General features: G+C 69.3%; 25 protein-coding genes and 1 riboswitch. Of the genes, 22 read left to right on the top strand and 3 right to left on the bottom strand.

Going from position 1 to position 20050, the window contains the following annotated elements; all coding sequences use genetic code 11:
- Positions 1 to 119: 119 nt before the first annotated feature.
- Entirely contained in the window at positions 120 to 1232 is a 1113-nt protein-coding gene (locus QN163_08075) for a DegT/DnrJ/EryC1/StrS family aminotransferase (protein ID MDR5683967.1), read from the top strand.
- A 14-nt stretch (positions 1233 to 1246) separates the two neighbouring features.
- Entirely contained in the window at positions 1247 to 2173 is a 927-nt protein-coding gene (locus QN163_08070) for a Gfo/Idh/MocA family oxidoreductase (protein ID MDR5683966.1), read from the top strand.
- Between the two features lie 7 nt (positions 2174 to 2180).
- On the opposite strand, the gene QN163_08065 is transcribed toward QN163_08070, so the two are convergent.
- Both QN163_08065 and QN163_08060 read right to left on the bottom strand, forming a co-directional pair.
- The gene (locus QN163_08065; protein ID MDR5683965.1) at positions 2181 to 2441 is read right to left on the bottom strand and encodes an Lrp/AsnC ligand binding domain-containing protein; all 261 of its coding nucleotides are present in this window, start codon (positions 2439 to 2441) and stop codon (positions 2181 to 2183) included.
- Between the two features lie 9 nt (positions 2442 to 2450).
- On the bottom strand, positions 2451 to 3833 hold the full coding sequence (locus QN163_08060) for a PLP-dependent aminotransferase family protein (GenBank protein MDR5683964.1): 1383 nt from the start codon (positions 3831 to 3833) through the stop codon (positions 2451 to 2453).
- A 159-nt stretch (positions 3834 to 3992) separates the two neighbouring features.
- Between QN163_08060 and QN163_08055 the strand changes: the two genes are divergently transcribed.
- From QN163_08055 to hslO, 11 genes are all read left to right on the top strand, one after another.
- Positions 3993 to 4514 carry an ECF transporter S component gene (locus tag QN163_08055; GenBank protein MDR5683963.1) on the top strand — a complete coding sequence of 174 codons (522 nt, stop codon included), beginning with the start codon at positions 3993 to 3995 and terminating at the stop codon, positions 4512 to 4514.
- Entirely contained in the window at positions 4515 to 5522 is a 1008-nt protein-coding gene (locus tag QN163_08050; protein MDR5683962.1) for an AIR synthase family protein, read from the top strand.
- On the top strand, positions 5522 to 6412 hold the full coding sequence (pdxS, locus tag QN163_08045) for a pyridoxal 5'-phosphate synthase lyase subunit PdxS (protein MDR5683961.1): 891 nt from the start codon (positions 5522 to 5524) through the stop codon (positions 6410 to 6412). The genes QN163_08050 and pdxS overlap by 1 nt, the downstream gene beginning before the upstream one ends.
- Before the next feature lie 18 nt (positions 6413 to 6430).
- Positions 6431 to 7021: a pyridoxal 5'-phosphate synthase glutaminase subunit PdxT gene (pdxT, locus tag QN163_08040; protein ID MDR5683960.1), complete on the top strand. Its 591-nt coding sequence runs from the start codon at positions 6431 to 6433 to the stop codon at positions 7019 to 7021.
- Between the two features lie 57 nt (positions 7022 to 7078).
- Positions 7079 to 7203, top strand: a riboswitch (TPP riboswitch).
- Between the two features lie 80 nt (positions 7204 to 7283).
- Entirely contained in the window at positions 7284 to 7775 is a 492-nt protein-coding gene (gene thiW, locus QN163_08035; GenBank protein MDR5683959.1) for an energy coupling factor transporter S component ThiW, read from the top strand.
- The gene (gene thiM / locus QN163_08030) at positions 7772 to 8653 is read left to right on the top strand and encodes a hydroxyethylthiazole kinase (protein MDR5683958.1); all 882 of its coding nucleotides are present in this window, start codon (positions 7772 to 7774) and stop codon (positions 8651 to 8653) included. The genes thiW and thiM overlap by 4 nt, the downstream gene beginning before the upstream one ends.
- Positions 8650 to 9294 carry a thiamine phosphate synthase gene (thiE, locus tag QN163_08025; GenBank protein ID MDR5683957.1) on the top strand — a complete coding sequence of 215 codons (645 nt, stop codon included), beginning with the start codon at positions 8650 to 8652 and terminating at the stop codon, positions 9292 to 9294. The genes thiM and thiE overlap by 4 nt, the downstream gene beginning before the upstream one ends.
- Positions 9291 to 10145: a bifunctional hydroxymethylpyrimidine kinase/phosphomethylpyrimidine kinase gene (thiD, locus tag QN163_08020; GenBank protein MDR5683956.1), complete on the top strand. Its 855-nt coding sequence runs from the start codon at positions 9291 to 9293 to the stop codon at positions 10143 to 10145. Before thiE ends, thiD begins: the two co-directional genes overlap by 4 nt.
- Complete coding sequence (gene thiT, locus QN163_08015) at positions 10114 to 10629, top strand: energy-coupled thiamine transporter ThiT (GenBank protein MDR5683955.1); 516 nt, start codon at positions 10114 to 10116, stop codon at positions 10627 to 10629. Before thiD ends, thiT begins: the two co-directional genes overlap by 32 nt.
- Positions 10626 to 11270 carry a thiamine diphosphokinase gene (locus tag QN163_08010; GenBank protein MDR5683954.1) on the top strand — a complete coding sequence of 215 codons (645 nt, stop codon included), beginning with the start codon at positions 10626 to 10628 and terminating at the stop codon, positions 11268 to 11270. Before thiT ends, QN163_08010 begins: the two co-directional genes overlap by 4 nt.
- A complete protein-coding gene (hslO, locus tag QN163_08005; GenBank protein MDR5683953.1) occupies positions 11267 to 12181 on the top strand; it encodes an Hsp33 family molecular chaperone HslO in 915 nt (304 codons plus the stop codon). The genes QN163_08010 and hslO overlap by 4 nt, the downstream gene beginning before the upstream one ends.
- A 17-nt stretch (positions 12182 to 12198) precedes the next feature.
- Here the strand turns inward: hslO and rpmB are convergent, their stop codons facing one another.
- Positions 12199 to 12390 carry a 50S ribosomal protein L28 gene (rpmB, locus tag QN163_08000; protein ID MDR5683952.1) on the bottom strand — a complete coding sequence of 64 codons (192 nt, stop codon included), beginning with the start codon at positions 12388 to 12390 and terminating at the stop codon, positions 12199 to 12201.
- Positions 12391 to 12491: 101 nt separating this feature from the next.
- Here rpmB and recG point away from each other — a divergent pair, with 101 nt between their 5' ends.
- From recG to fabD, 9 genes are all read left to right on the top strand, one after another.
- The gene (gene recG / locus QN163_07995) at positions 12492 to 14579 is read left to right on the top strand and encodes an ATP-dependent DNA helicase RecG (protein MDR5683951.1); all 2088 of its coding nucleotides are present in this window, start codon (positions 12492 to 12494) and stop codon (positions 14577 to 14579) included.
- A 23-nt stretch (positions 14580 to 14602) separates the two neighbouring features.
- Positions 14603 to 15166, top strand: coding sequence for a 16S rRNA (guanine(966)-N(2))-methyltransferase RsmD (rsmD, locus tag QN163_07990; protein ID MDR5683950.1), 564 nt, complete (start codon positions 14603 to 14605; stop codon positions 15164 to 15166).
- Positions 15167 to 15652, top strand: coding sequence for a pantetheine-phosphate adenylyltransferase (coaD, locus tag QN163_07985; protein MDR5683949.1), 486 nt, complete (start codon positions 15167 to 15169; stop codon positions 15650 to 15652).
- Between the two features lies 1 nt (position 15653).
- Positions 15654 to 16109, top strand: a complete 456-nt coding sequence (locus QN163_07980) for a hypothetical protein (protein ID MDR5683948.1) — start codon at positions 15654 to 15656, stop codon at positions 16107 to 16109.
- Positions 16110 to 16190: 81 nt separating this feature from the next.
- Complete coding sequence (locus QN163_07975; GenBank protein ID MDR5683947.1) at positions 16191 to 16784, top strand: DUF177 domain-containing protein; 594 nt, start codon at positions 16191 to 16193, stop codon at positions 16782 to 16784.
- Positions 16781 to 16990 carry a 50S ribosomal protein L32 gene (gene rpmF / locus QN163_07970; GenBank protein ID MDR5683946.1) on the top strand — a complete coding sequence of 70 codons (210 nt, stop codon included), beginning with the start codon at positions 16781 to 16783 and terminating at the stop codon, positions 16988 to 16990. The genes QN163_07975 and rpmF overlap by 4 nt, the downstream gene beginning before the upstream one ends.
- A 35-nt stretch (positions 16991 to 17025) precedes the next feature.
- Complete coding sequence (plsX, locus tag QN163_07965; GenBank protein MDR5683945.1) at positions 17026 to 18054, top strand: phosphate acyltransferase PlsX; 1029 nt, start codon at positions 17026 to 17028, stop codon at positions 18052 to 18054.
- 41 nt (positions 18055 to 18095) lie between these two features.
- Complete coding sequence (locus QN163_07960) at positions 18096 to 19082, top strand: beta-ketoacyl-ACP synthase III (GenBank protein MDR5683944.1); 987 nt, start codon at positions 18096 to 18098, stop codon at positions 19080 to 19082.
- Complete coding sequence (gene fabD / locus QN163_07955) at positions 19052 to 20050, top strand: ACP S-malonyltransferase (protein MDR5683943.1); 999 nt, start codon at positions 19052 to 19054, stop codon at positions 20048 to 20050. Before QN163_07960 ends, fabD begins: the two co-directional genes overlap by 31 nt.

The raw sequence follows: 20050 nt of genomic DNA, 5'->3' as shown, positions 1-20050 counted from the left end.
CCGGCGGGTCGTCGTCCAGTAGCCAGCGCTCGAGCGGCCCCGGGGAAACGTGCCGTTCCGCGGGGCCGCAGCGTGCGCTGCGACAAATTGGGAAGATTCCGGTATCATTCGTCGTGAACATGATCCCCATCGCGCGTCCTGCGATCAGCGAAGACGACAAAGCCGCTGTCCTGCAGGTCTTGGAGTCTGGCCAGCTCGCCCACGGCGAGTGGGTAGAGCGGTTCGAGGAGGCGTTCGCTGCGTACGTCGGTGTGCGCTACGCGATCGCTACGTCATCGGGCAGCACGGCGCTGGAGGCGCTGCTGGAAGCCGTCGGGATCGGTCCCGGCGACGAGGTCGTCGTTCCGCCGTTCACGTTTGTGGCGACCAGCAATGCCGTGTTGCAGCGGGGCGCGCGGCCCCTGTTCGTCGACATCGAGCCCGACACGTTCAACCTCGATCCGGACAGGTTGGAAGATGCCCTGCGCGCCCGGCCGAACGTGAAAGCCGTGCTCGTTGTCCACCTCTATGGGCTGCCGGCGCGGATGGACGCCATCACGGAGGTCACGGCGCGCCACGGCGTGCTGCTGCTCGAGGACGCGGCACAGGCACACGGCGCGGCGTTCCGCGGGCGGCGCGTGGGCAGTTTCGGTCAGGCCGGAATCTTCAGCTTCTACCCGACCAAGAACATCACGACGGGCGAGGGCGGGATGATCGTCACGTCGGACCCACAGATCGCTTCGCGCGCCCGCCTGCTGGTCCACGTCGGTACCGACGGCACGACCTATCGGTACGAGGTCATCGGCCACAACTACCGGATGACGAACATCGCGGCGGCGCTGGGGTGCAGCCAACTCCGGCGCCTCGACGCGGTCAACGCGGTGCGGCGGCGCAACGCCCTCCGGCTGAATGCGGCGCTGAAGGGGCTCCCGGGCATCATGCCGCCGGCCGAGCCCGAGGGGGCGTTCCACGTGTACAACCAGTACACGATCCGTTCCCGACGGCGCGATGCGCTGCAGGCCTACCTGACGGAGCGTGGGATCGGCACGAAGGTATACTATCCGGAACCGCTCCCACACACCCCCGCCTACCGTGGACTGGACATCGCGGAAGGACCGTGGCCGCAGACCGAGCGCGCGTGCAGGGAGGTCCTGTCGCTGCCCGTGCACCCCGGACTGACCGACGAGGATCTGGAGACGGTGGCCGAGGCCGTGCGCGCGTTCGCGATCGAGCGGGCGGGGGCACCCGCATAGCCGTGGGAGGCCGCATGGACAAGATCCGTGTCGGCGTGGTCGGCCTGGGCAAGTGGGGACGGCACCATGTCCGCATCTATCACCAGCTTCCGGACGCGGCGTTGGCTGCCGTCGTGTCTCCCAATCCCGACGAGGTGGCCGAGTTCTCGGCCCGGTACGAGACACGCGGTTACGTCGACCACCGCGAGCTGATCGGGCGCGTCGACGCCGTCAGCGTCGTCGCGCCCACGATCTACCACTATCAGATCGCGAGGGACCTGCTCGAAGCGGGAATCCACGTGCTGGTTGAGAAGCCGATCACCAGCCGAGTGGAGGAGGCCCACGACCTCATCCTGACGGCCCGGCGCAACCGCAGCGTGCTGCTCGTCGGCCACATCGAGCGGTTCAAGCCGTCGGTCGAAGAGTTGATGGCGCGCGTGCGGGAGCCGCTGTTCGTGCAGGCGCGTCGGGTACGCCCCTATCAACCCGGACGTGCGATGGACGTCGGGGTCGTGATTGACCTGATGATCCACGACATCGACATCATCCTGTCGCTGAGCGGCTCACACGTACGACGCGTAACGGGCATCGGCGCGCGGTTGTACGGGCAGGAGGAAGACCTGGCGGTCGTTCACCTGACGCTGGAGAGCGGGTGTATGGCAAGCCTGGTCGCCAGCCGCGTCTCGCCGGTGAAGGCCGCGGAGATCGAGGTCACGATGCCGGATGGCTCCGTCCACCTCAACTACCTGCGGGAGCAGATGACGATCCGGCGGGGCTCGCAGTGGGAGGAGCTGCCGGTGCGCCACGAGGAGCCGCTGCGCGCGGAGTTGCGGCACTTCCTGCGCTGCGTGCGCGGGGAGCAGACGCCGCGCGTGCCGGGCGAAGCGGGTCTGGAGGCCCTGGAGGTGGCGCAGCGGATCCTGGACTCGATGAGTGTGGTGACCCCGAAGGTGAGGGTGTAAGCGGCCGTCAAGCGCTGTCGACGGCGACGCAAGAGACGATCTTGACGACGCCGTGCACCTTGCGGATCTCAGCGGTGATGCGCGGGATGTCGCGGGTGTGCTCGGCTCTCAGCACCGCGATCACGTCGTAGTCGCCCATTGTGGCGTGCGCCTCGCTGACGCCGGCGATCGCGCGGACCTCGCGGGCGACCTGGCCCGGGGTGTTCCCGTCCAGGGACACCATCAGGAAGGCGACGTGGGCCATGCTGTCTTCGCCGCCGGCAGGCATTCCTCTTCCTCAGTCTACCCGCTCGACGGCCTCGCGTACCAGCGATGCGATGACCGCCGCACCGCGGCGGATGTCCTCTTCGCTGATCCCGCCGTAGCCGAGCAAAAGGCCCTGGCGATCTGGCCGCGCGAGGTAGCAGGGAGCGATGGTGTGCACGATCACGCCGCGGGTGGCCGCCTGCCGCGCGATCGCCTCGGCGTCCAGGGCCGGATGGAGTTCGAGGAAGGCATGCAGCCCCGCGTCCAGGCCGCGTAGCGTGGCCATCGGCTCCAGGCCGCTGAGTGCCTCGCGTAGGGCCGCCCGCCGGGCGGCGTAGTGGCGCCGCACGCGAGCGATGTGGCGCGAGAAGTCGCCTTCGGCGATGAGCGTGGCGACCGCGCGCTGAACGGGCCAGGGGGTGTGGTCCTCGGTCTGCTGCTTGAGTTCCAGGATGCGGCGGCGCAGCGTCGGCGCGGCGACGACGTATCCCAGGCGGAGCACCGGCGTGAGCACGTCGGAAAACGTCCCGACGTAGGCGACGCAACCCGCGCCGTCCAGGCCCGCGGCTGCAGGGATCGGCGGGCCGCCGTAGCGCAGCTCGCTGTCGTAGTCGTCCTCTACGATCAGGACGCCGTGGCTGGCGGCCCACTGCAGCAGGCGCATTCGCCGCGGGACCGGAAGACGACCGCCGAGCGGGTAATGGTGCGAGGGTGTCACGTAGACGAGAACCGGGGGCGGACGGGTCGGAAGGAGGTCCACCCGCAGGCCGTCGTCATCTGCGGGTACCGGGACGAGTGACGCACCCTCCGCCCGGAGGATCTGTCTGGCCACGGGGTATCCGGGCTCCTCGACGGCTGCCGGATCGCCCGGTCGGACGACGGCGCGGGCCAGCAGTCGCAACGCCTGCATCGCCCCGGGCGTGACGACCACGTCGTCGGGTCCGCACCGCAAACCCCGGGCCTGGCGCAGGTAGGCTGCGATGGCGGTTCGGAGGTGGGGATCACCCTCCGGTGGGCTGTCGTCGTGTGAGGGAAGCCTCCGGGCCACCGACCGCCACATACGCTTCCACAGGCGCAACGACAGGACCCGTGTATCGGTGCGACCCACCGTGAACTCGATGGCCGCCTTGGCGCGCAGGTCGGCGGCTGGGTAGGGCGAGCTGGGGCCGGGCGGAGCAGGGTCCTCCAAAGGAGTCAGGCCAGCCAGTTCGGCAGCCACATATGTCCCTGAACCGCGCCGACCCTCCAGGTATCCCTCCGCACCCAGTTCTTCATAGGCCCCGACCACGACGGTTCGGGAGACCCCCAGGGAAACGGCCAGCGCGCGGCTGGAGGGCAGTCGTGCACCCGGGGCCAGTTGGCCGTCCCGAATGGCGGTACGGATCCGGCCGGCCAGCTGCCGCTGGAGCGGCACTCGTTGCCTTCGGTCGAGATCGAGAGGCAGACCCACGGGCTAGACAAGTGGACCTATGAAATACGACGTGTTTGGATATTTCCAAAGTCCATTTCATAGTGTACCTGGTCAGGTAACGGTCGGCTAGGGCGACTTTCGGAAAGGACAGGGGGTATCGTGATGGACACCAGGCACCTGACGACAGGGGCTCTGGCTACGGCGCTGGTGACGGCGGCGACGATGGCAATCCGCATCCCGGTTCCGGCCACCGGAGGGTACATCAACTTGGGCGAGACGATGATCTACCTTACCGCGCTGCTGTTTGGGCCGGTCTTCGGGCTCGTAGCCGGCGCGATCGGCTCGGCCCTCGCCGACGTGCTCGCCGGGTACGCGTCGTACGCGCCGTTCACGTTCGTCATCAAGGGTGCAGAGGGTTGGCTGGTAGGGTGGATCGCGTGGCGGGGCTTGAGGGGGATGCAGGCCCATATGGGGCGGATGGTGGCTTCAGCCCTCGTCGCGTGCGCGGTGGGTGGAGCGTGGATGGTCTTTGGGTACTACGTCACCCAGGCGTTCCTGCTGGAGCTGGGCCCGCAGGCCGCGGCCGCCGAACTGCCGGGCAACCTGTTCCAGGTGGGATCGGGCATCGTGGTCGCGGTGCCTGCGGCGGCGATTCTGCGGCGCGCGGCGCCGCGGGTCCCGTAGATGCGGGTCGGAAAGGTTCCGCCCGAACTGTTGGAGCGCCTGGTCTACCCCCATCTCGGCCGCAGGCCAGAGGTCTTGGTCCGCGCCGGCATCGGGGAAGACTGCGCGGTGGTGGACTTCGGCGAGTGGGTGTGCGTGCTGACCACCGACCCCATCACGGGTGCGGTCCGCCGCCTGGGCCGGATCGCGGTGTACGTGGCCACCAACGACCTGGGCGCCACCGGCGCGGAGCCGGTGGCGCTTTTGATGGACGTCCTCCTCCGGGAGGGAGCGAGCGAGGAGGAACTCCGTCAACTCATGGAGGACGCGGGGCGTACGGCCGCAGAGCTGGGGGCCGAGATCGTGGGCGGACACACCGAGGTGACCGCGGGACTTGCGAGGACCCTTGTGGTCACCAGCGCGGTGGGCCGCGCACGCAAGGACGCGTTCGTGACCAGTGCCGGTGCCCGGCCTGGGGACACCCTGGTTCTCACCAAGGCTGCCGGACTGGAGGGCACTGCGATCCTTGCCGCCGACTACGAGGCTCACTTCCGGCGGCGTCTGGGCGAGGATTTGGTGCGGCGGGCCCAGGGGTTCCTCGATGAGATCAGCGTGGTGCGGGAAGGCCGGGCTGCGGTCCGTGCCGGTGCGCGCGCCATGCACGACGCGACAGAGGGGGGTGTGCTGGCGGCGGTGGCGGAGATGGCCAGGGCGTCCGGGGTGGGTGTGGAGCTGTACGTGGACCGCGTCCCCGTCCGGGCCGAGACCGATGCCGTGTGCTCCGTAGTGGGCATAGACCCCCTCGGCTTGGTCAGCAGTGGGGCCCTGCTTGTGGCGACCCCTGTGCCCGAGCGAACTCTGGCCGCCCTGGTGGAAGCCGGGGTCCCCGCGGCGGTGGTGGGGAAGTTCGTGGACAACGGAAACTGGAAGGTCTCAGGCTGTGCCCGGCAGCCCCTGGAGCCCTATCCGGTGGACGAACTGTGGCGGGCCCTGGAACGACTGGAAAGCGAGGCGGCAGGCGGGAGGTGATGGCGTTGCGTGAGGTCGGGACAGAACGGATCAAGCGGGGGCTCGCCCAGATGCTCAAGGGCGGGGTGATCATGGACGTGACCAGCCCCGAGCAGGCCTGCATCGCGGAGGACGCGGGTGCGGTGGCGGTGATGGCGCTCGAGCGCGTGCCCGCCGACATCCGGGCGGAGGGCGGTGTCGCCCGAATGGCGGAACCCGCCCGCATCAAGGCCATCATGGCCGCGGTCACCATCCCCGTGATGGCCAAGGTCCGGATCGGCCACTTCGTGGAGGCCCAGGTGCTGGAGGCCATCGGGGTGGACTTTGTCGACGAGAGCGAGGTCCTGACCCCCGCGGACGAAGACCACCACATCGACAAGCGGCGCTTCCGTGTGCCCTTCGTATGCGGTGCCCGCGACCTGGGGGAAGCCCTCCGGCGCATCGGGGAGGGTGCGGCCATGATCCGGACCAAGGGCGAGGCCGGCACCGGCAACGTAGTGGAGGCGGTCCGGCACGTTCGGCAGATCTTCGACGAGATCCGCCGGCTGCAAGCCCTGCCGGAGGAGGAGCTGATGAGCGCTGCCCGCGACCTGCGCGCGCCCTTTGAGCTGGTGGCGGAGGTCCGGCGGCTGGGACGGCTACCCGTGGTGAACTTCGCGGCGGGCGGCATCGCCACGCCCGCGGATGCGGCGATGATGATGCAGCTGGGCTGTGACGGCGTGTTCGTGGGCAGTGGGATTTTCAAGTCCGAGGACCCCGCTCGCCGCGCTCGTGCCATCGTGGACGCGGTGGCTCACCACGACGACCCTGACGTCGTGGCCCGGGCGTGTGAGGGTCTGGGCGAGCCCATGCGGGGGTTGGACGTGCGGCGTCTGCAACCTGCAGAACTGCTGCAGACCCGAGGTGGGTAAGGGCAGGAGGTGGTTTCCGTGAGGGTCGGCGTGCTGGCGCTGCAAGGAGACGTTTCCGAACACGCGGAGGCGCTGCGCCAGGCCGGTGCCGAGTCGGTCCTGGTGCGGACGCCGCAGGCGCTGGAGGACGTCCAGGCCCTGGTCCTCCCGGGCGGCGAGAGCACCACCCTGGGCGCCCTCATGGCGCGCTGCGGGCTCGACCAGGCCATCCGCCGACGCGCACAGGAGGGCATGCCGCTGTTTGGCACGTGTGCGGGGCTGATTCTCATGGCCAGCCGGGCGGCGGGCGGCGAGCCGGCCCTGCTCGGTGTCATGGACGTGACGGTGGAACGGAATGCCTACGGCCGGCAGCGGGAGAGCTTCGAAGATGACTTGCACTGCCCCGCGGTGGACCCCAGCCCCTTCCGCGTGGCGTTTATCCGCGCACCTGTGGTCACGTGGGTGGGAGACGGCGTGGAGGTGCTGGCCCGGCACGAGGGGCTGCCGGTGCTCGTCCGCCAGGGGCACCTGCTGGGCGCCACCTTCCATCCGGAGGTCACCGGCTACGCGGGCGTGCACCGCTACTTCTGCGGCATGCTGCCGCCCGAGCAGGCAGACGGGCGCCCTTGACGCGTGGCGCGCCGTGCGATAATGGAGGTGCGGTGCAGCCGCCGCGCAAAAGCACATAGCAAGCCCTGGGGGAGCTCGGAAGAGCCGGGCTGAGAGTGCGGCCGGCCCAGCGGGCCACTGCTGCAGACCCCGAAGACCCGATCCAGGTAATGCTGGCGTGGGGAAGTGGCCAGACCACGGATACCGCCAGGTCCTGCTCGGGCCTGGCGGTCGCATCTTCGAAGGTGCATTGCGCCGCGGGCGTAAGGCGCAGACACGGGAAATGACGCGGAGGCTTGTCCTCACGGCGATCTTTGCGGCCGTCCCGGTGGTCCTGTCCTTCGTGCCAGGGTCCATTCCGGTGGCGGGCGCAAAGTTGCTGCCCTGGCAGCACATGACCAACGCGGTTGCCGGGGTGGCGCTGGGGCCGTGGTACGCGGCGCTGGCCGCCACGCTCGCCGCGGTGCTCCGCAACCTGTTCGGCGTGGGTACCTTGCTGGCGTTCCCGGGAGGGATCCCGGGCGCGCTGGTCGTCGGGCTTGCTTTTGCCCGCTGGCGACGCTCATGGGTGGCGCTGCTCGAACCGATCGGCACGGGACCGGTCGGTGCCACCGTCGGAAGCCTGCTGATCGCTCCGGCCCTGATGGGAAGTGCAATCCCGATCGCAACACTCCTGCCGCTGTTCTTGGCCAGCAGCATCCCGGGGTCGATCCTGGGCTGGCTGGTGCTGAGGGTGCTAGACGGTGCGCGCGTGCCGCACCGCACGCACGGATGAGAGCCGATCGCGTTCCGGTCGGGCCTCTGCCCGCAGAGCTCGCTGAGCTGGCCAGCGAGTGGCTCGCGCGCGTGCGGGAGCGGCGGCCCCTCGTGCACCACATCACCAACTTCGTGGCGATGAACGACACGGCCAACGTCACCCTCGCCGTGGGCGCCTTGCCGGTGATGGCGCACGCGCGGGAAGAAGTCGAGGACATGACCGCCCTGGCTTCGGCGCTCGTGCTCAACATCGGAACCCTCACACCCGCCTGGGTGGAGTCGATGCTGGTGGCCGGACGGTGCGCCAACCGAAACGGAATCCCCGTGGTGCTCGACCCGGTGGGGGTCGGTGCCACACCCCTGCGCACGGCCAGCGCGCTGCGGATCCTCGACCAGGTGGAAGTCGGGGTGGTCCGCGGAAATCTCGGCGAGATGTCGCATCTGGTGGGGGTGGACGCCGAGGTCCGGGGTGTGGAGTCGGTCGCTGCCGCGGCAGCACCCGACGTTGTCGCCCGTAGAGTCGCTGACAACCACGGAGTGGTCGCTGCGGTCACAGGAGCTCGCGACTGGGTGGCGGGCCCGGGGCGCCTGCTGGCCGTGGACAACGGACACCCGATGCTGCAGCGGATCACAGGTACGGGTTGTATGGCAACGACGGTGATCGCCTGTTTCGTCGCGGTCGTCGATGATGCTGCATCCGCGGCTGCAGCCGGCCTCGCGTACTTCGGATATGCGGCGGAGGTCGCGGCATCCCGGGCGACCGGCCCCGGAAGTTTCAGGGCGGCCCTGCTGGACTGCCTCGCCGCACTGAGCCCCGGCGACGTGCGGCGGGGCGTGCGGGTACAGGAAAAGGCGCAATCGGCGACGCCTGGGCGGAAGGAGGACGGCGGTCCGTGAGGCTCGACCTCAGAGTGTACGTGATCACCGATCCAGGCGCGGGCGATCATGAGGACCTCGCCCGGGCAGCCCTCGCCGGCGGCGCGACCGTCGTGCAGCTTCGAGACAAGCGGGCCACGTCGCGACGGCTGTACGAGGTCGCCGTGAGGCTGCAGCATCTGGTGGCGGAAGCCGGCGTTCCGCTCATCGTGAACGATCGGGTGGACGTGGCACTCGCGGCGGGGGCGGCGGGTGTTCACCTGGGACCGGACGACCTCCCGGTGGGCAGCGCGAGGCGGATTCTCGGATCTTCAGGGATCGTCGGAGCCTCCGCCGGGACGGTGGCCGAGGCCGTGGAGGCCGAGCGGGCCGGGGCGGACTACATCGGTGCGGGTCCGGTGTTTGCGACCGCCACCAAACCCGATGCCGGCGTGCCCATCGGGCTGGAGGGATTGCGACGGATCGCGGCTGCGGTGCGCGTCCCCGTCGTCGGGATCGGTGGCATCACGGCGGAAAACGCCGGCAGCGTGATCGCAGCCGGGGCGTCCGGCGTGGCCGTCATCTCCGCAGTCGTTGCAACGGAGGACAAGGTGGGCGCGGCGCGCGCGATTCGCCAGGCCGTGGATGCCACCCTCGCCCAACGCGGGGCGGAGGTGCGATGAGCGTGGTACGGGCGTTGACAATCGCGGGTTCTGACTCCGGCGGCGGGGCCGGCATCCAGGCCGATCTGAAGACCTTTTCGGCGCTGGGCGTCTTCGGGATGACTGCGGTCACGGCGATCACGGCCCAGAACACGAGGGGCGTGTTGGCCGTGCAGGAGGTTCCTGCGGACGTGGTCGCTGCGCAGATCGACGCGGTGGCCACCGACATCGGGATCGATGCGGCGAAGACCGGGATGCTCGCCAGCGCCGCGATAGTCGAAGCGGTCGCCGACCGCGTGCGGGCGCGGCGCATCGACAACCTCGTCGTCGACCCGGTGATGATCGCCAAGAGTGGGGCACCGCTGCTGCGAGCCGACGCGCAGGAAGCGCTGGTGCGGCTGCTGCTGCCGCTCGCCCGAATCGTGACACCGAACCTCCACGAAGCCGGCGCGCTCGTGGGCCGCAGGATCGAAGACCTGGAGGAGATGCGCGAAGCCGCCCGGCGGATCGCCGAGTTCGGACCGCGCCTCGTGCTCCTCAAAGGGGGGCACCTCTCTGGGGATCCGACGGACGTCGTCTACGACGGCCGGACGTTCACCGAGTTGCACGCTCCACGCATCGCTACCCACCACACGCACGGTACCGGCTGCGTGCTGTCGGCGGCGATCGCAGCCTACCTCGCGAAGGGCGTACCGCCCATCGACGCGATCGCGGGTGCCAAACGCTTCGTGACCCGGGCCATCGAGGCGGCCCTGCCCCTGGGCGGCGGGTTCGGGCCGTGCAACCCGCTGTTCGACGCGATCTCGCCCGACGACGGATTCTTACAAGGAGGAAACGAGCATGCGGAACCCCAGAGTTCGCATCATCGCTGAGATCGGCATCGCCGTCGCGCTCGGCGCGGTGCTGGGTCTGGTGAAGGTGTACAAGCTGCCGCAGGGCGGGTCGATCACGGCCGCGAGCATGGTGCCGATCTTCTACGTTGCCCTGCGCTGGGGGATCGGTCCCGGCGTGCTGGCCGGCGTCTTGTTGGGGCTGGTGAACTACCTGATCGAGCCCGTGTTCTTGCACCCCCTACAGTTTCTGCTCGACTATCCGGTGGCCTTTGGAGCGCTTGGGCTGGCGGGTCTGCTGACGCACCGTCCGGCACTGGGCGTCGTCGTCGGGGGAGCGGGGCGGCTCGCATCGCACTTCCTCAGCGGGGTGGTGTTCTTCGCGCAGTACGCCCCCGAGGGGATGAACCCGATGGTGTACTCTGCCATCTACAACGGGTCGTACATGCTGCCGGAGATCGTGATCAGCGTGTTCGTGACGCTGCTCCTCCTGCGGTCGCTGCCCCGACCCCAGCCGCAGGCGTGAGCGACCCGTTCGCCGTCATCGTCGCCGGGGGGCGAGGCCCTGTGCCTCGTCGTTACGGGGCTGCAGGACTGCTCGTGTGCGCCGACGGCGGTCTGGCACGCGTGCTGCGGGCGGGCTGGACTCCTCACGTGCTCGTGGGGGACTGGGACTCGCTCGACCGGTCCTTGCTCGACCGCCTCGACGGCACACGGATCGAGCGGATCCGATACCCCGCCGACAAGGACAAGACCGACACCGAGCTGGCGGTGGACGTCGTCGCCGATCGCGGCTACTCGCGGGCCTTCCTGCTGGCCGGGCTGGGCGGCCGGATCGACCACGCGCTGGCGAACCTGCTGCTCACGCGCTACGCGGCAGACAGGGGGGTCGATCTGCGGGTGGTGGCCGCCGGTACGCTCGTGCAGTTCGTGCGGGGCGGGGCTGTACTCGATGCCCGACCGGGCGACTGGGTGTCGCTGTTCTCGCTGCGGGGGCACAGTTCGGGAATCTCCACGCGCGGACTACGGTTCGTTCTGGTGGACGGCGCTCTGACGATGGGCAGCTCGCTGGGTGTGAGCAACGAGGTCACCTCGGCCCAGCCGACGGTAGAGGTTCGGGACGGCGAGCTGTTGGCCGTTCGCATCCGGCGCGGACGCGCACGATGAACGCCGTGGAGGGGAACATGGAGACCTTGGTGCGGGCCGTGGCCGGCAACCGTGCGGTGCGGGTCGTGGCGTCGGTGACGACCCGACTCGTGGAGGAGGCGCGGTCGCGGCAGGGCAGCGCACCCACCGCAACCGCCGCACTGGGCCGGGCGCTGACGGCTTCGGGGCTGCTGGCGGGCATGCTGAAGGGGGAGCAGAAGGTCACGATCCGCGTGCTGGGCGACGGACCGCTGGGCGGCATCGTGACCGACGGTACTGCTGCGGGCGATGTCCGCGGGTACGTGCAGAACCCCGAAGTCGATCTGCCTCCGCGATCGCGGCACAAGCTCAACGTGGGTGCGGCGGTGGGCAGGGGCACGATCCACGTGACGCGGGATCTGGGACTGCGCTATCCGTACCACGGGAGCGCTCCGCTGGTCTCCGGAGAGATCGGTGAGGATCTGGCGCACTACCTCGCGCGTTCCGAGCAGATCCCGTCTGTTGTGTCGCTGGGCGTGCTCGTGGAGCGGGACGGACGAGTCGGGGCGGCGGGTGGCTTCATCGTACAGGTCATGCCCGGGGCTGATCCGGAGGCGGTGGCGTATCTGGAAGCGCACGTCCGGACCCTGCCGCCCGTAACCCATCTGGTGCGCCAGGGGATGGGTCCGGCGGACCTGGCGCGCATGGGACTGGGCGACCTGGGCATGCACATGGTCGAAGAGCGCGCCGTGCGCTTTCGCTGTACCTGCTCGCGCGAACGCGTCGAGGGTGTCCTGTTGAGCCTGGGGTGCGAGGAGATCCGGTCCCTGCTCGCACAGGAGGGGAGGGCCGAGGTGCGCTGCAGGTTCTGTGGAGAGGTCTACCTGCTTGGGGAGGAGGCGCTGCGGGAGCTGCTGGGGCGCTTGGGACCAGGCCTGCGGCCGGTATCCTGACGGTTTCGTTGCGCGGCTCAGACGGCGCGCTTGACCTTTCCGGCTTTCAGGCACGAGGTGCAGGCGTAGATCCGGCGGGTGACACCGCCGACCACCGCACGGACCCGCTGCAGGTTGGGGGCAAACCGCCGCTTGGTGTGGCGGTTGCTGAAGGAGACGCTGTGCCCGCTGGTGGGCTGCTTGCCGCAGACGTCACACTGCCTGGCCATGGAAGGACCTCCTGCCACCCGACGATCCGCCGCATTCTAGCACGCCCCCGGTCTGACGGCAAACGCCAGGAAATGGGCCGCAGAGGGCGAACAAACGATTGATGTCGACCCGCACGGCGTACGATCCGAACATGCCGGTGCAGTACCTCAAGGGCGTCGGCCCCTCGCTCGCTGAGGCGCTGGCAGCTCGCCTGGGGATCCGCACGGTCGAGGATCTCCTGTACCACCTCCCCAGACGTTACGAAGATCGCCGCAACTTCGACACGTTGCACGCCGCCCCCCACGGCGAGTTCCGCACGTTCCACGTGAAGGTCGTGCGCGTTGTGCAGCACCGCGTGCGCGGCCGCAAGACGCTCACGGAGGTCCACGTGACGGACAACACGGCACTGGCGATCGCGAAGTTCTGGGGCAGCCGCTACTACCACAAGACTCTCACCCCGGGCACCGAAGCCGTGCTGTGGGGGCGCGTGCGTCGCGGGCGCGGCCAGATCGAGATCGAGAACCCTGAAGTCGAGCTGCTGGGTCGCGACGAAGACGCCCTTCATACCGGTCGAATCGTGCCCGTGCACCCGGCCAGCGAAGGGCTGTCCACCCGGCTCATCCGGCGGATCGTCCACGGTGCCGTGGAGCGCTACGCGGCCGACGTCCCAGATCCTCTGCCCGAGGAAATCCGGTCTGCACACGACCTCATGCCGCTGGCCGAAGCGATCGGCGCGGTGCACTTCCCGGATGATCCGGCGTCGGCTGGACGCGCCCGCCGCCGGTTGGCTTTCGACGAGTTGTTGGCACTCCAGCTCGCGCTGCTCCTGCGGCGGCGAGGTGTCGTCGCCTCCCGAAAGCCGCACCGCTACCGTGCCGACGGCAGCCTGCTGGAGGCCTTCGTGGCATCCCTCCCGTTCGCGCTGACGGGAGCCCAATCTCGGGTGATCGAGGAGATCCGTCGCGAGATGTACTCGCCACACCCCGTCAACCGTCTGCTCCAGGGCGACGTGGGATCCGGCAAGACGGTCGTGGCCGCGGCCGCAGTGGTCCTGTGCGTGCAAGGAGGACACCAGGCGGCGGTCATGGCCCCCACCGAGATCCTCGCAGAGCAGCACTACCTGACCTTCCGACGCATGCTGGAACCTCTGGGCATCCAGACGGTCCTGCTGTCCGGCGGACTGCGCGGGGCCGAACGAGATGGACGCCTAGCGCAGATTGCCTCGGGAGAGGCCGATTTGGTGGTCGGCACTCACGCGTTGTTGCAGGAGGACGTCGTCTTCGACAGGCTGGCGCTGGTCGTCGTGGACGAGCAGCACAAGTTCGGAGTCATGCAGCGGGCGGCGCTGCGGGAAAAGGGGCACGATCCGGACGTCTTGGTGATGACCGCGACGCCGATCCCGCGCACCCTGGCGCTGACGTTGTACGGCGACCTGGACGTGTCGGTGTTGGACGAGCTGCCGCCGGGGCGCAAGCCCGTCGGGACCCACCACCGGTTCCCGTCGCAGCGCGAGCGCGTCTACGCGTTCTTGCGCCAGGAGGTCGCGGCCGGCCGCCAGGCATACATCGTGTGCCCGCTGGTGGAAGAGTCGGACAAGCTCGCGGCGCGGGCGGCGACGGAGATGCACGAGCGGCTAGAGCGCGACGTCTTCCCGGATCTGGCGCTGGGACTTCTGCACGGCCGCATGACAGTCCAGCAGAAGGAAGCGGTCATGGACGCCTTCCGCGCGAGGCGGATTCAGATCCTGGTGGCCACGTCGGTGATCGAGGTGGGGATCGACGTCCCCAACGCCACGGTGATGGTCATCGAGGACGCCGACCGCTTCGGCCTCGCCCAGCTGCACCAGCTGCGCGGCCGTGTCGGGCGCGGTTCGGAGCGCTCCTACTGTATCCTAATCTCGGCGTTGCCCACCGAAGAGGCTCGGAGGCGCATCGAGGCGATGGTCCAGACCAACGATGGATTCCGCCTCGCCCAGGTCGACCTGGAGCTGCGGGGGCCGGGTGAGTTCTTCGGCACGCGGCAGCATGGGATGCCGGATCTGCGGATCGCCGACCCGATCCGTGACGTCACCCTGCTCGAGGAGGCCCGGCGGGTCGCCGCAGCGACGCTCGAGCAGGACGCGGCGCTGACGCTGCCGCAGCACCGAATGCTGCGAGACGTGCTGCTGCGGCGGTACGGCGAGTCACGTTCGCTGCTGGCAGCAGGATAGGGTGAAGTCGCCCGAGGTACGCATTGAGGATCTCGGCGGGCGAGGCGAAGGGACGACGGCTCCGGGTGCCTAGGGGCGGGGCGGTCCGGCCCACCCAGGACCGCGTCCGGGAGGCCATCTTCAACGCGCTGGGCGACCGCGTCGTCGGCGCGCGTGTGCTCGATCTCTTCGCCGGGGCGGGCACGCTCGGCATCGAGGCCCTCAGCCGGGGCGCCGATTGCGTGGTCTTTGTCGAGCGGGATCCCAGGGCGGTCGGTGTGCTGCGAGACAACCTCGCGGCGTCGGGGTTCGCCGATCGCGGCGAGGTCTGGCGCTCGGACGCGCTGCGGGCGATCCGGACGCTGGCCGAGCGGAGAGAGGCGTTCGATGTGGTGTTGTGCGATCCCCCTTACGGCGCCGGGTGGGCGGAGCGTGCGCTCGACGTGCTCTCGCACAGCGGCATCGTCGGCTCGGGTGGGTTGGTCGTGGTGGAAGCGGGACGTGGGGAGTCGATCCGCACGCCCCGAGGCTTCCGCCGTGTGCGGGAGCGCGCATACGGCGAGACGCTCGTCCTCTTCTTTGTGCGCGAGGACAACGGTCGGGGGTGAGTGTTGACGACCGCGGTCTACCCCGGTTCCTTCGACCCCATCCACAACGGCCATCTGGACCTCATCCAGCGCGCCTGCCGGCTGTTTGATCTGATCGTCGCCGTCGCCGAAAACGCCCAGAAGCGGCCGCTGTTCGGGCTGGAGGAGCGCGCCGACATGATCCGGGCGGCCACGCGCCACATGCCGCGGGTGCGGGTGGAGACGTTCGACGGGCTGACTGTGGAATTCGCTGCGCGCTGCGGCGCGACGGTGATCGTCAAGGGGCTGCGCGGCCCGGCCGATCTCGAATACGAGATGCGGATGGCCGCGGTCAACGCCCACCTGGCACCGCATCTGGAGACCGTGTTTTTGGCGACGCGACCGGAGTACGCGTTCCTCAGCTCCACGCTGATCCGGGAGGTTGCGGCCCTGGGCGGCAGCGTTCGCGGGCTGGTCCCACAAGCGGTGGAGCGATCCTTGCGGGATCGGTTGCGCAACGGCGGCTGACATGGAGAGCGTTCTGGAGTTGCTCGATCGTCTGGAAACCCTCATCACGCGTGGGGGCGCCGTCCCGCTGACGGACAAACGGATGGTCGACGAGAAAGAGGCGGTGGCGCTGCTGAGGATGATCCGGGCACGCCTCCCGCACGAGATGAGCGAGGCCCACCGGCTCCGGGTTGCCGCGGAACAACTGCTGCACCGGGCTCAGGAGGAGGCCCGCACGATCGTCGTCCGCGCACAGGAGCACAGCGCGCGGCTGGCCGAAGAACACGAGGTGGTGCAGCAGGCGCAACGCAAGGCGGACGAGATCCTGGAACGCGCGCGGGCGAGCGCGGACGATACGCAGCGCGGGGCGGAGGACTACGCCCGTCAGGTACTCGACGACCTCGAGCAGGGCGTGCTGCGGATTCTGATGAGCATCCGCAAGGGCAAGCAGCTGCTGGACGAGCGTCAGCATCGCTGACCGCGCACACGCGCGGTGCCGGAGCCTGAAAACCGCTTCCCGTCTGAGTTTGCGTCCTTGACAGGGGGCCGGACGAAACCTATGATCTTCGAAGTTGGCGGACAGGAAGTCATGCGAGTTGCGTTCTCGGACGTCTTTGCGGCCCCGGGCGCCGTGGTGCATCGGACGATACGGACGGCGATTCCGTCCGGCGTGCCCGACATCGCCTTCGGCGCGGTGGTAGAAGGGCACGTGGAACTGCGCGGGGTCGGCCGGCGGGTGTACGTGACGGGCCGGGCGAGGGCCGAAGCCGAACTGGTGTGTTCGCGGTGCCTGCGGACGTTTACGGGGGCCATCGACGCAACGGTCGAGGAAATCTTCGATCCGGGACTGCCTCAGGGCGATGCCGTGTGGACCGACGGCGGTTTGCTCGTCATGCCCGCGCCGTATGCCGAGGTCGACGTGACGGAGTTGGTGCGTCAGCATCTGGTGCTCGCGGTGCCCTATGCGCCGCTGTGCCGCGCCGACTGTGCGGGGCTGTGCCCGGTCTGCGGCGCCGATCGCAACGTCACCGGTTGCGGCTGCAGGACCGAGCTGGCCGATGCCCGCTGGCGAGCTCTGGAAAGCATCTCCCGTGGCACGAAGGCCCCTTCGCCCGGAGGGCCGATGGCCACGGCTCCACGGAGGCCTGGATGAGTCGTTCGCGACGCCACTCCCACAGCCGCGTGGCGCGGCGCCGGGCGCGGTTCGCCGCGGTGGCACCGACGCTGGCACCATGCCCGAGGTGCAAGACCCCGAAGCAACCCCACCGGGTCTGTCCGTCGTGCGGCACGTACGACGGCCGTCAGGTCGTCCCGGTGGGTAACGACAAGCAGCCCAGGCACCGCCGCGCTTCGACCTGATCGGACCGACGGACGGTCGACCGAAAGAGGACTCGATGCGGATCGCGATCGACGCCATGGGTGGCGACCACGCGCCAGCCGAGATCGTGGCCGGGGCGGTGAGGGCCGCGCGCGATCTGGCAGTCGAAGTCGTACTGGTGGGTCCTGACGAGCGCATACGGGCGGAGCTGGCCTACCACCGGTTCCCCGATCCTCGCGTGCGCGTCGTGCACGCCGCGCAGGTGATCGAGATGCACGAGTCTCCCACGACCGCCCTGCGCCGCAAACCCGACAACTCGATCACACGCGCTCTGGAACTGGTGCGGAGCGGTCAGGCCGATGCGTTCTTCAGCGCCGGCAACACCGGGGCGGCAATGGCCGCGGCCTTGTTCACCCTGGGGCGCATCGAGGGGGTCGATCGACCGGCGATTGCCGCGGTGCTTCCCAACCTGACGGGGCGCATGGTGCTGATCGACGTCGGGGCGAACGTGGACTGCAAGCCGAGGCACCTGCTGCAGTTCGCGCTGATGGCGAGCGTGTACGCGGAGCGTGTCCTGGGAATTCCCTCCCCCCGTCTGGGGCTGCTCAGCAACGGCGAGGAGGCAACCAAGGGCAACGACCTGGTGCTGCGGGCGGGGGAGTTGCTGCGCGCGACGGATCTGAACTACATCGGGCACGTCGAGGGCAGAGACGTGTTCTTCGGGAAGGCCGACGTACTCGTGTGCGACGGATTCGTGGGCAACGTCCTGCTCAAGCTGGGAGAGGGGATGGCGCTGGCCCTCTTCCGGATCATCCGCGAAGAGGTGCGTCGCTCGACGCGGGCCAAGCTCGCCGCCTGGCTGTTGCGCCCGCGTCTGCGGGCCTTCCAGCGACGGGTCGACTACATCGAGTATGGAGGCGCTCCACTGCTCGGGGTGCGGGGCGTGTGCGTCATCGGCCACGGGTCCTCCGACGCACGGGCGGTGTACAACGCCGTCTGTGTGGCCCAGGACAGCGTCCGGCAGCGGATCGTCGACACCATCCACGAGGAGATGCGCCGGCTGAGTGCCGCGGCCAGCTCGGCCGACGCGCTGACTTCGACCTGACGACAAGGCAAGAGGTCGGAACGACAACGGGAGGCGGACCGGTGTACCCCACTTCGCGCATCGTCGGGCTCGGGCGTTACGTGCCCGACAAGGTCGTCACGAATTCCGACCTCGAGCGCTTGGTCGACACCACCGACGAGTGGATCACGGTCCGCACGGGCATCAAGGAGCGCCGAGTGGCCGCCGAATGGGAGGCTACGTCCGATCTGGCGATAAAGGCGGCCCACGAGGCGCTTGAGGCCGCGTCGGTCGATCCGACCGAGCTGGATCTGATCCTAGTCGGTACGGCCACCCCGGACACGATGTTCCCTGCGACGTCATGCATCGTACAGGATCGACTCGGTGCCCGCCACGCGGGGGCGATGGACGTCTCTGCAGCCTGCAGCAGCTTCGTGTACGCGATGGCGGTCGCCCACGCCCATCTGGTGTCCGGGCTGGCACGCAAGATCCTCGTCGTGGGTGCGGAGACGCTATCCCGGATCACGAACTGGAAGGACCGCAGCACGTGCGTCCTGTTCGGGGACAGCGCGGGGGCGGCGGTGATGGTCCCCTCCGGTGGCTCGCACGGGATCTTGTCGTTCTGGCTGGGCGCGGACGGCAGCGGCGCACCCTTGATCTCGCAACCCGCTGGGGGCAGCCGCCTGCCGGCATCGTTCGACACCGTGGAGCGGGGGCAGCACTACATCTCCATGAACGGCCGAGAAGTGTTCAAGTTCGCCAGCCGCATCATCCCAAAGGCGATCGAGGAAGCGGCCTCGCGCGCCGGGGTCTCGGTGGACGAGGTGGATCTGTTCATCCCCCATCAGGCCAACGTTCGCATCATCCAGGCCGCGGCCGAACGGCTGCGGCAGCCGATGGAGAAGTTCTACGTCAACGTCCACAAGTACGGGAATACCTCGTCCGCGTCGGTTCCCGTCGCCCTGTACGAGGCGGTTGAGGAAGGCCGCGTCCGGCCGGGCGACCTGCTCGTGCTCGTCGCGTTCGGCGGCGGGCTGACGTGGGCGTCGTGCGCGCTCCGGTGGGGATGACAAACGCCGCCATCGCCTACGTCTTTCCCGGGCAGGGTGCCCAGTACGTGGGCATGGGCGTAAAGATCGCCCAGGCGCACCCCGGTGCGGCGGATCTGTTCGAACGAGCATCGCGTGTGCTCGGTCAGGACCTTCTCGATCTGTGTCGCTTTGGCCCCGAGGCGCTGCTCCAGCAGACAGCCAACACTCAGCCGGCGATTTTGGTTACCAGCCTGGCGTGCCTTGCGGCTGCAGAAGGGCGGATACCCCCTCCCCGGGTTGCCGCCGGGCTGAGCCTGGGGGAATACTCGGCGTTGGTCTGCGCCGGCGCCTTGGAGTTTGAGGACGCGGTCCGGGTGGTTCGCCAGCGGGGGCTGTTCATGCAGGAGGCAACGGCCGGCCGTGATGTCGCGATGGCCGCAATCCTGGGCCTGGACGCGCAGCGCGTGGAGGCACTCTGCCGCGAAGTCGAAGAGGCGGGCGTGTGCGAGCCCGCCAACTACAACGCGCCCGGCCAGACGGTGATCGGAGGCGACCGGGCAGCGGTGGAGCGTGCCATCGCGCTGGCCAAGCAAGCCGGCGCCCGCCGCGCCGTGCTGCTGGCCGTCTCTGCACCCTTCCACACGCGGTTGATGCGCCCGGCCGCCGAGCGGCTGGCCGCGCTGCTCGAGACAGTTCCCATCGTCGATGCCCGCATTCCCGTCGTCGCCAACATCACCGCCGCCCCCGTGCAGCGGGCCGGAGAGATTCGCGCCGCCCTGATCGAGCAGGTAGCCCGACCGGTACGCTGGGTGCAGTCGGTCGAACGCATGGTCGCCGACGGAGTCGGTGCCTTCGTCGAGCTGGGGCCCGGCACGGTGCTGTCGGGTCTCATCAAGCGGACCGCAGCAGGGCTTCGGACGCTGCACGTGGAAGACCCGGCGTCGCTCGCCGAAACGGCTGCGGCGTTCCTCGCCAAGTCGGAGGGAACCGCCGCGACGGGGGCGTGA

Source organism: Armatimonadota bacterium (genome assembly GCA_031432545.1).
Taxonomy (GTDB): domain Bacteria; phylum Sysuimicrobiota; class Sysuimicrobiia; order Sysuimicrobiales; family Sysuimicrobiaceae; genus Caldifonticola; species Caldifonticola tengchongensis.
Note: the sequence above shows the minus strand (reverse complement) of the source record. Positions and strands in the feature narration are given on the sequence as shown.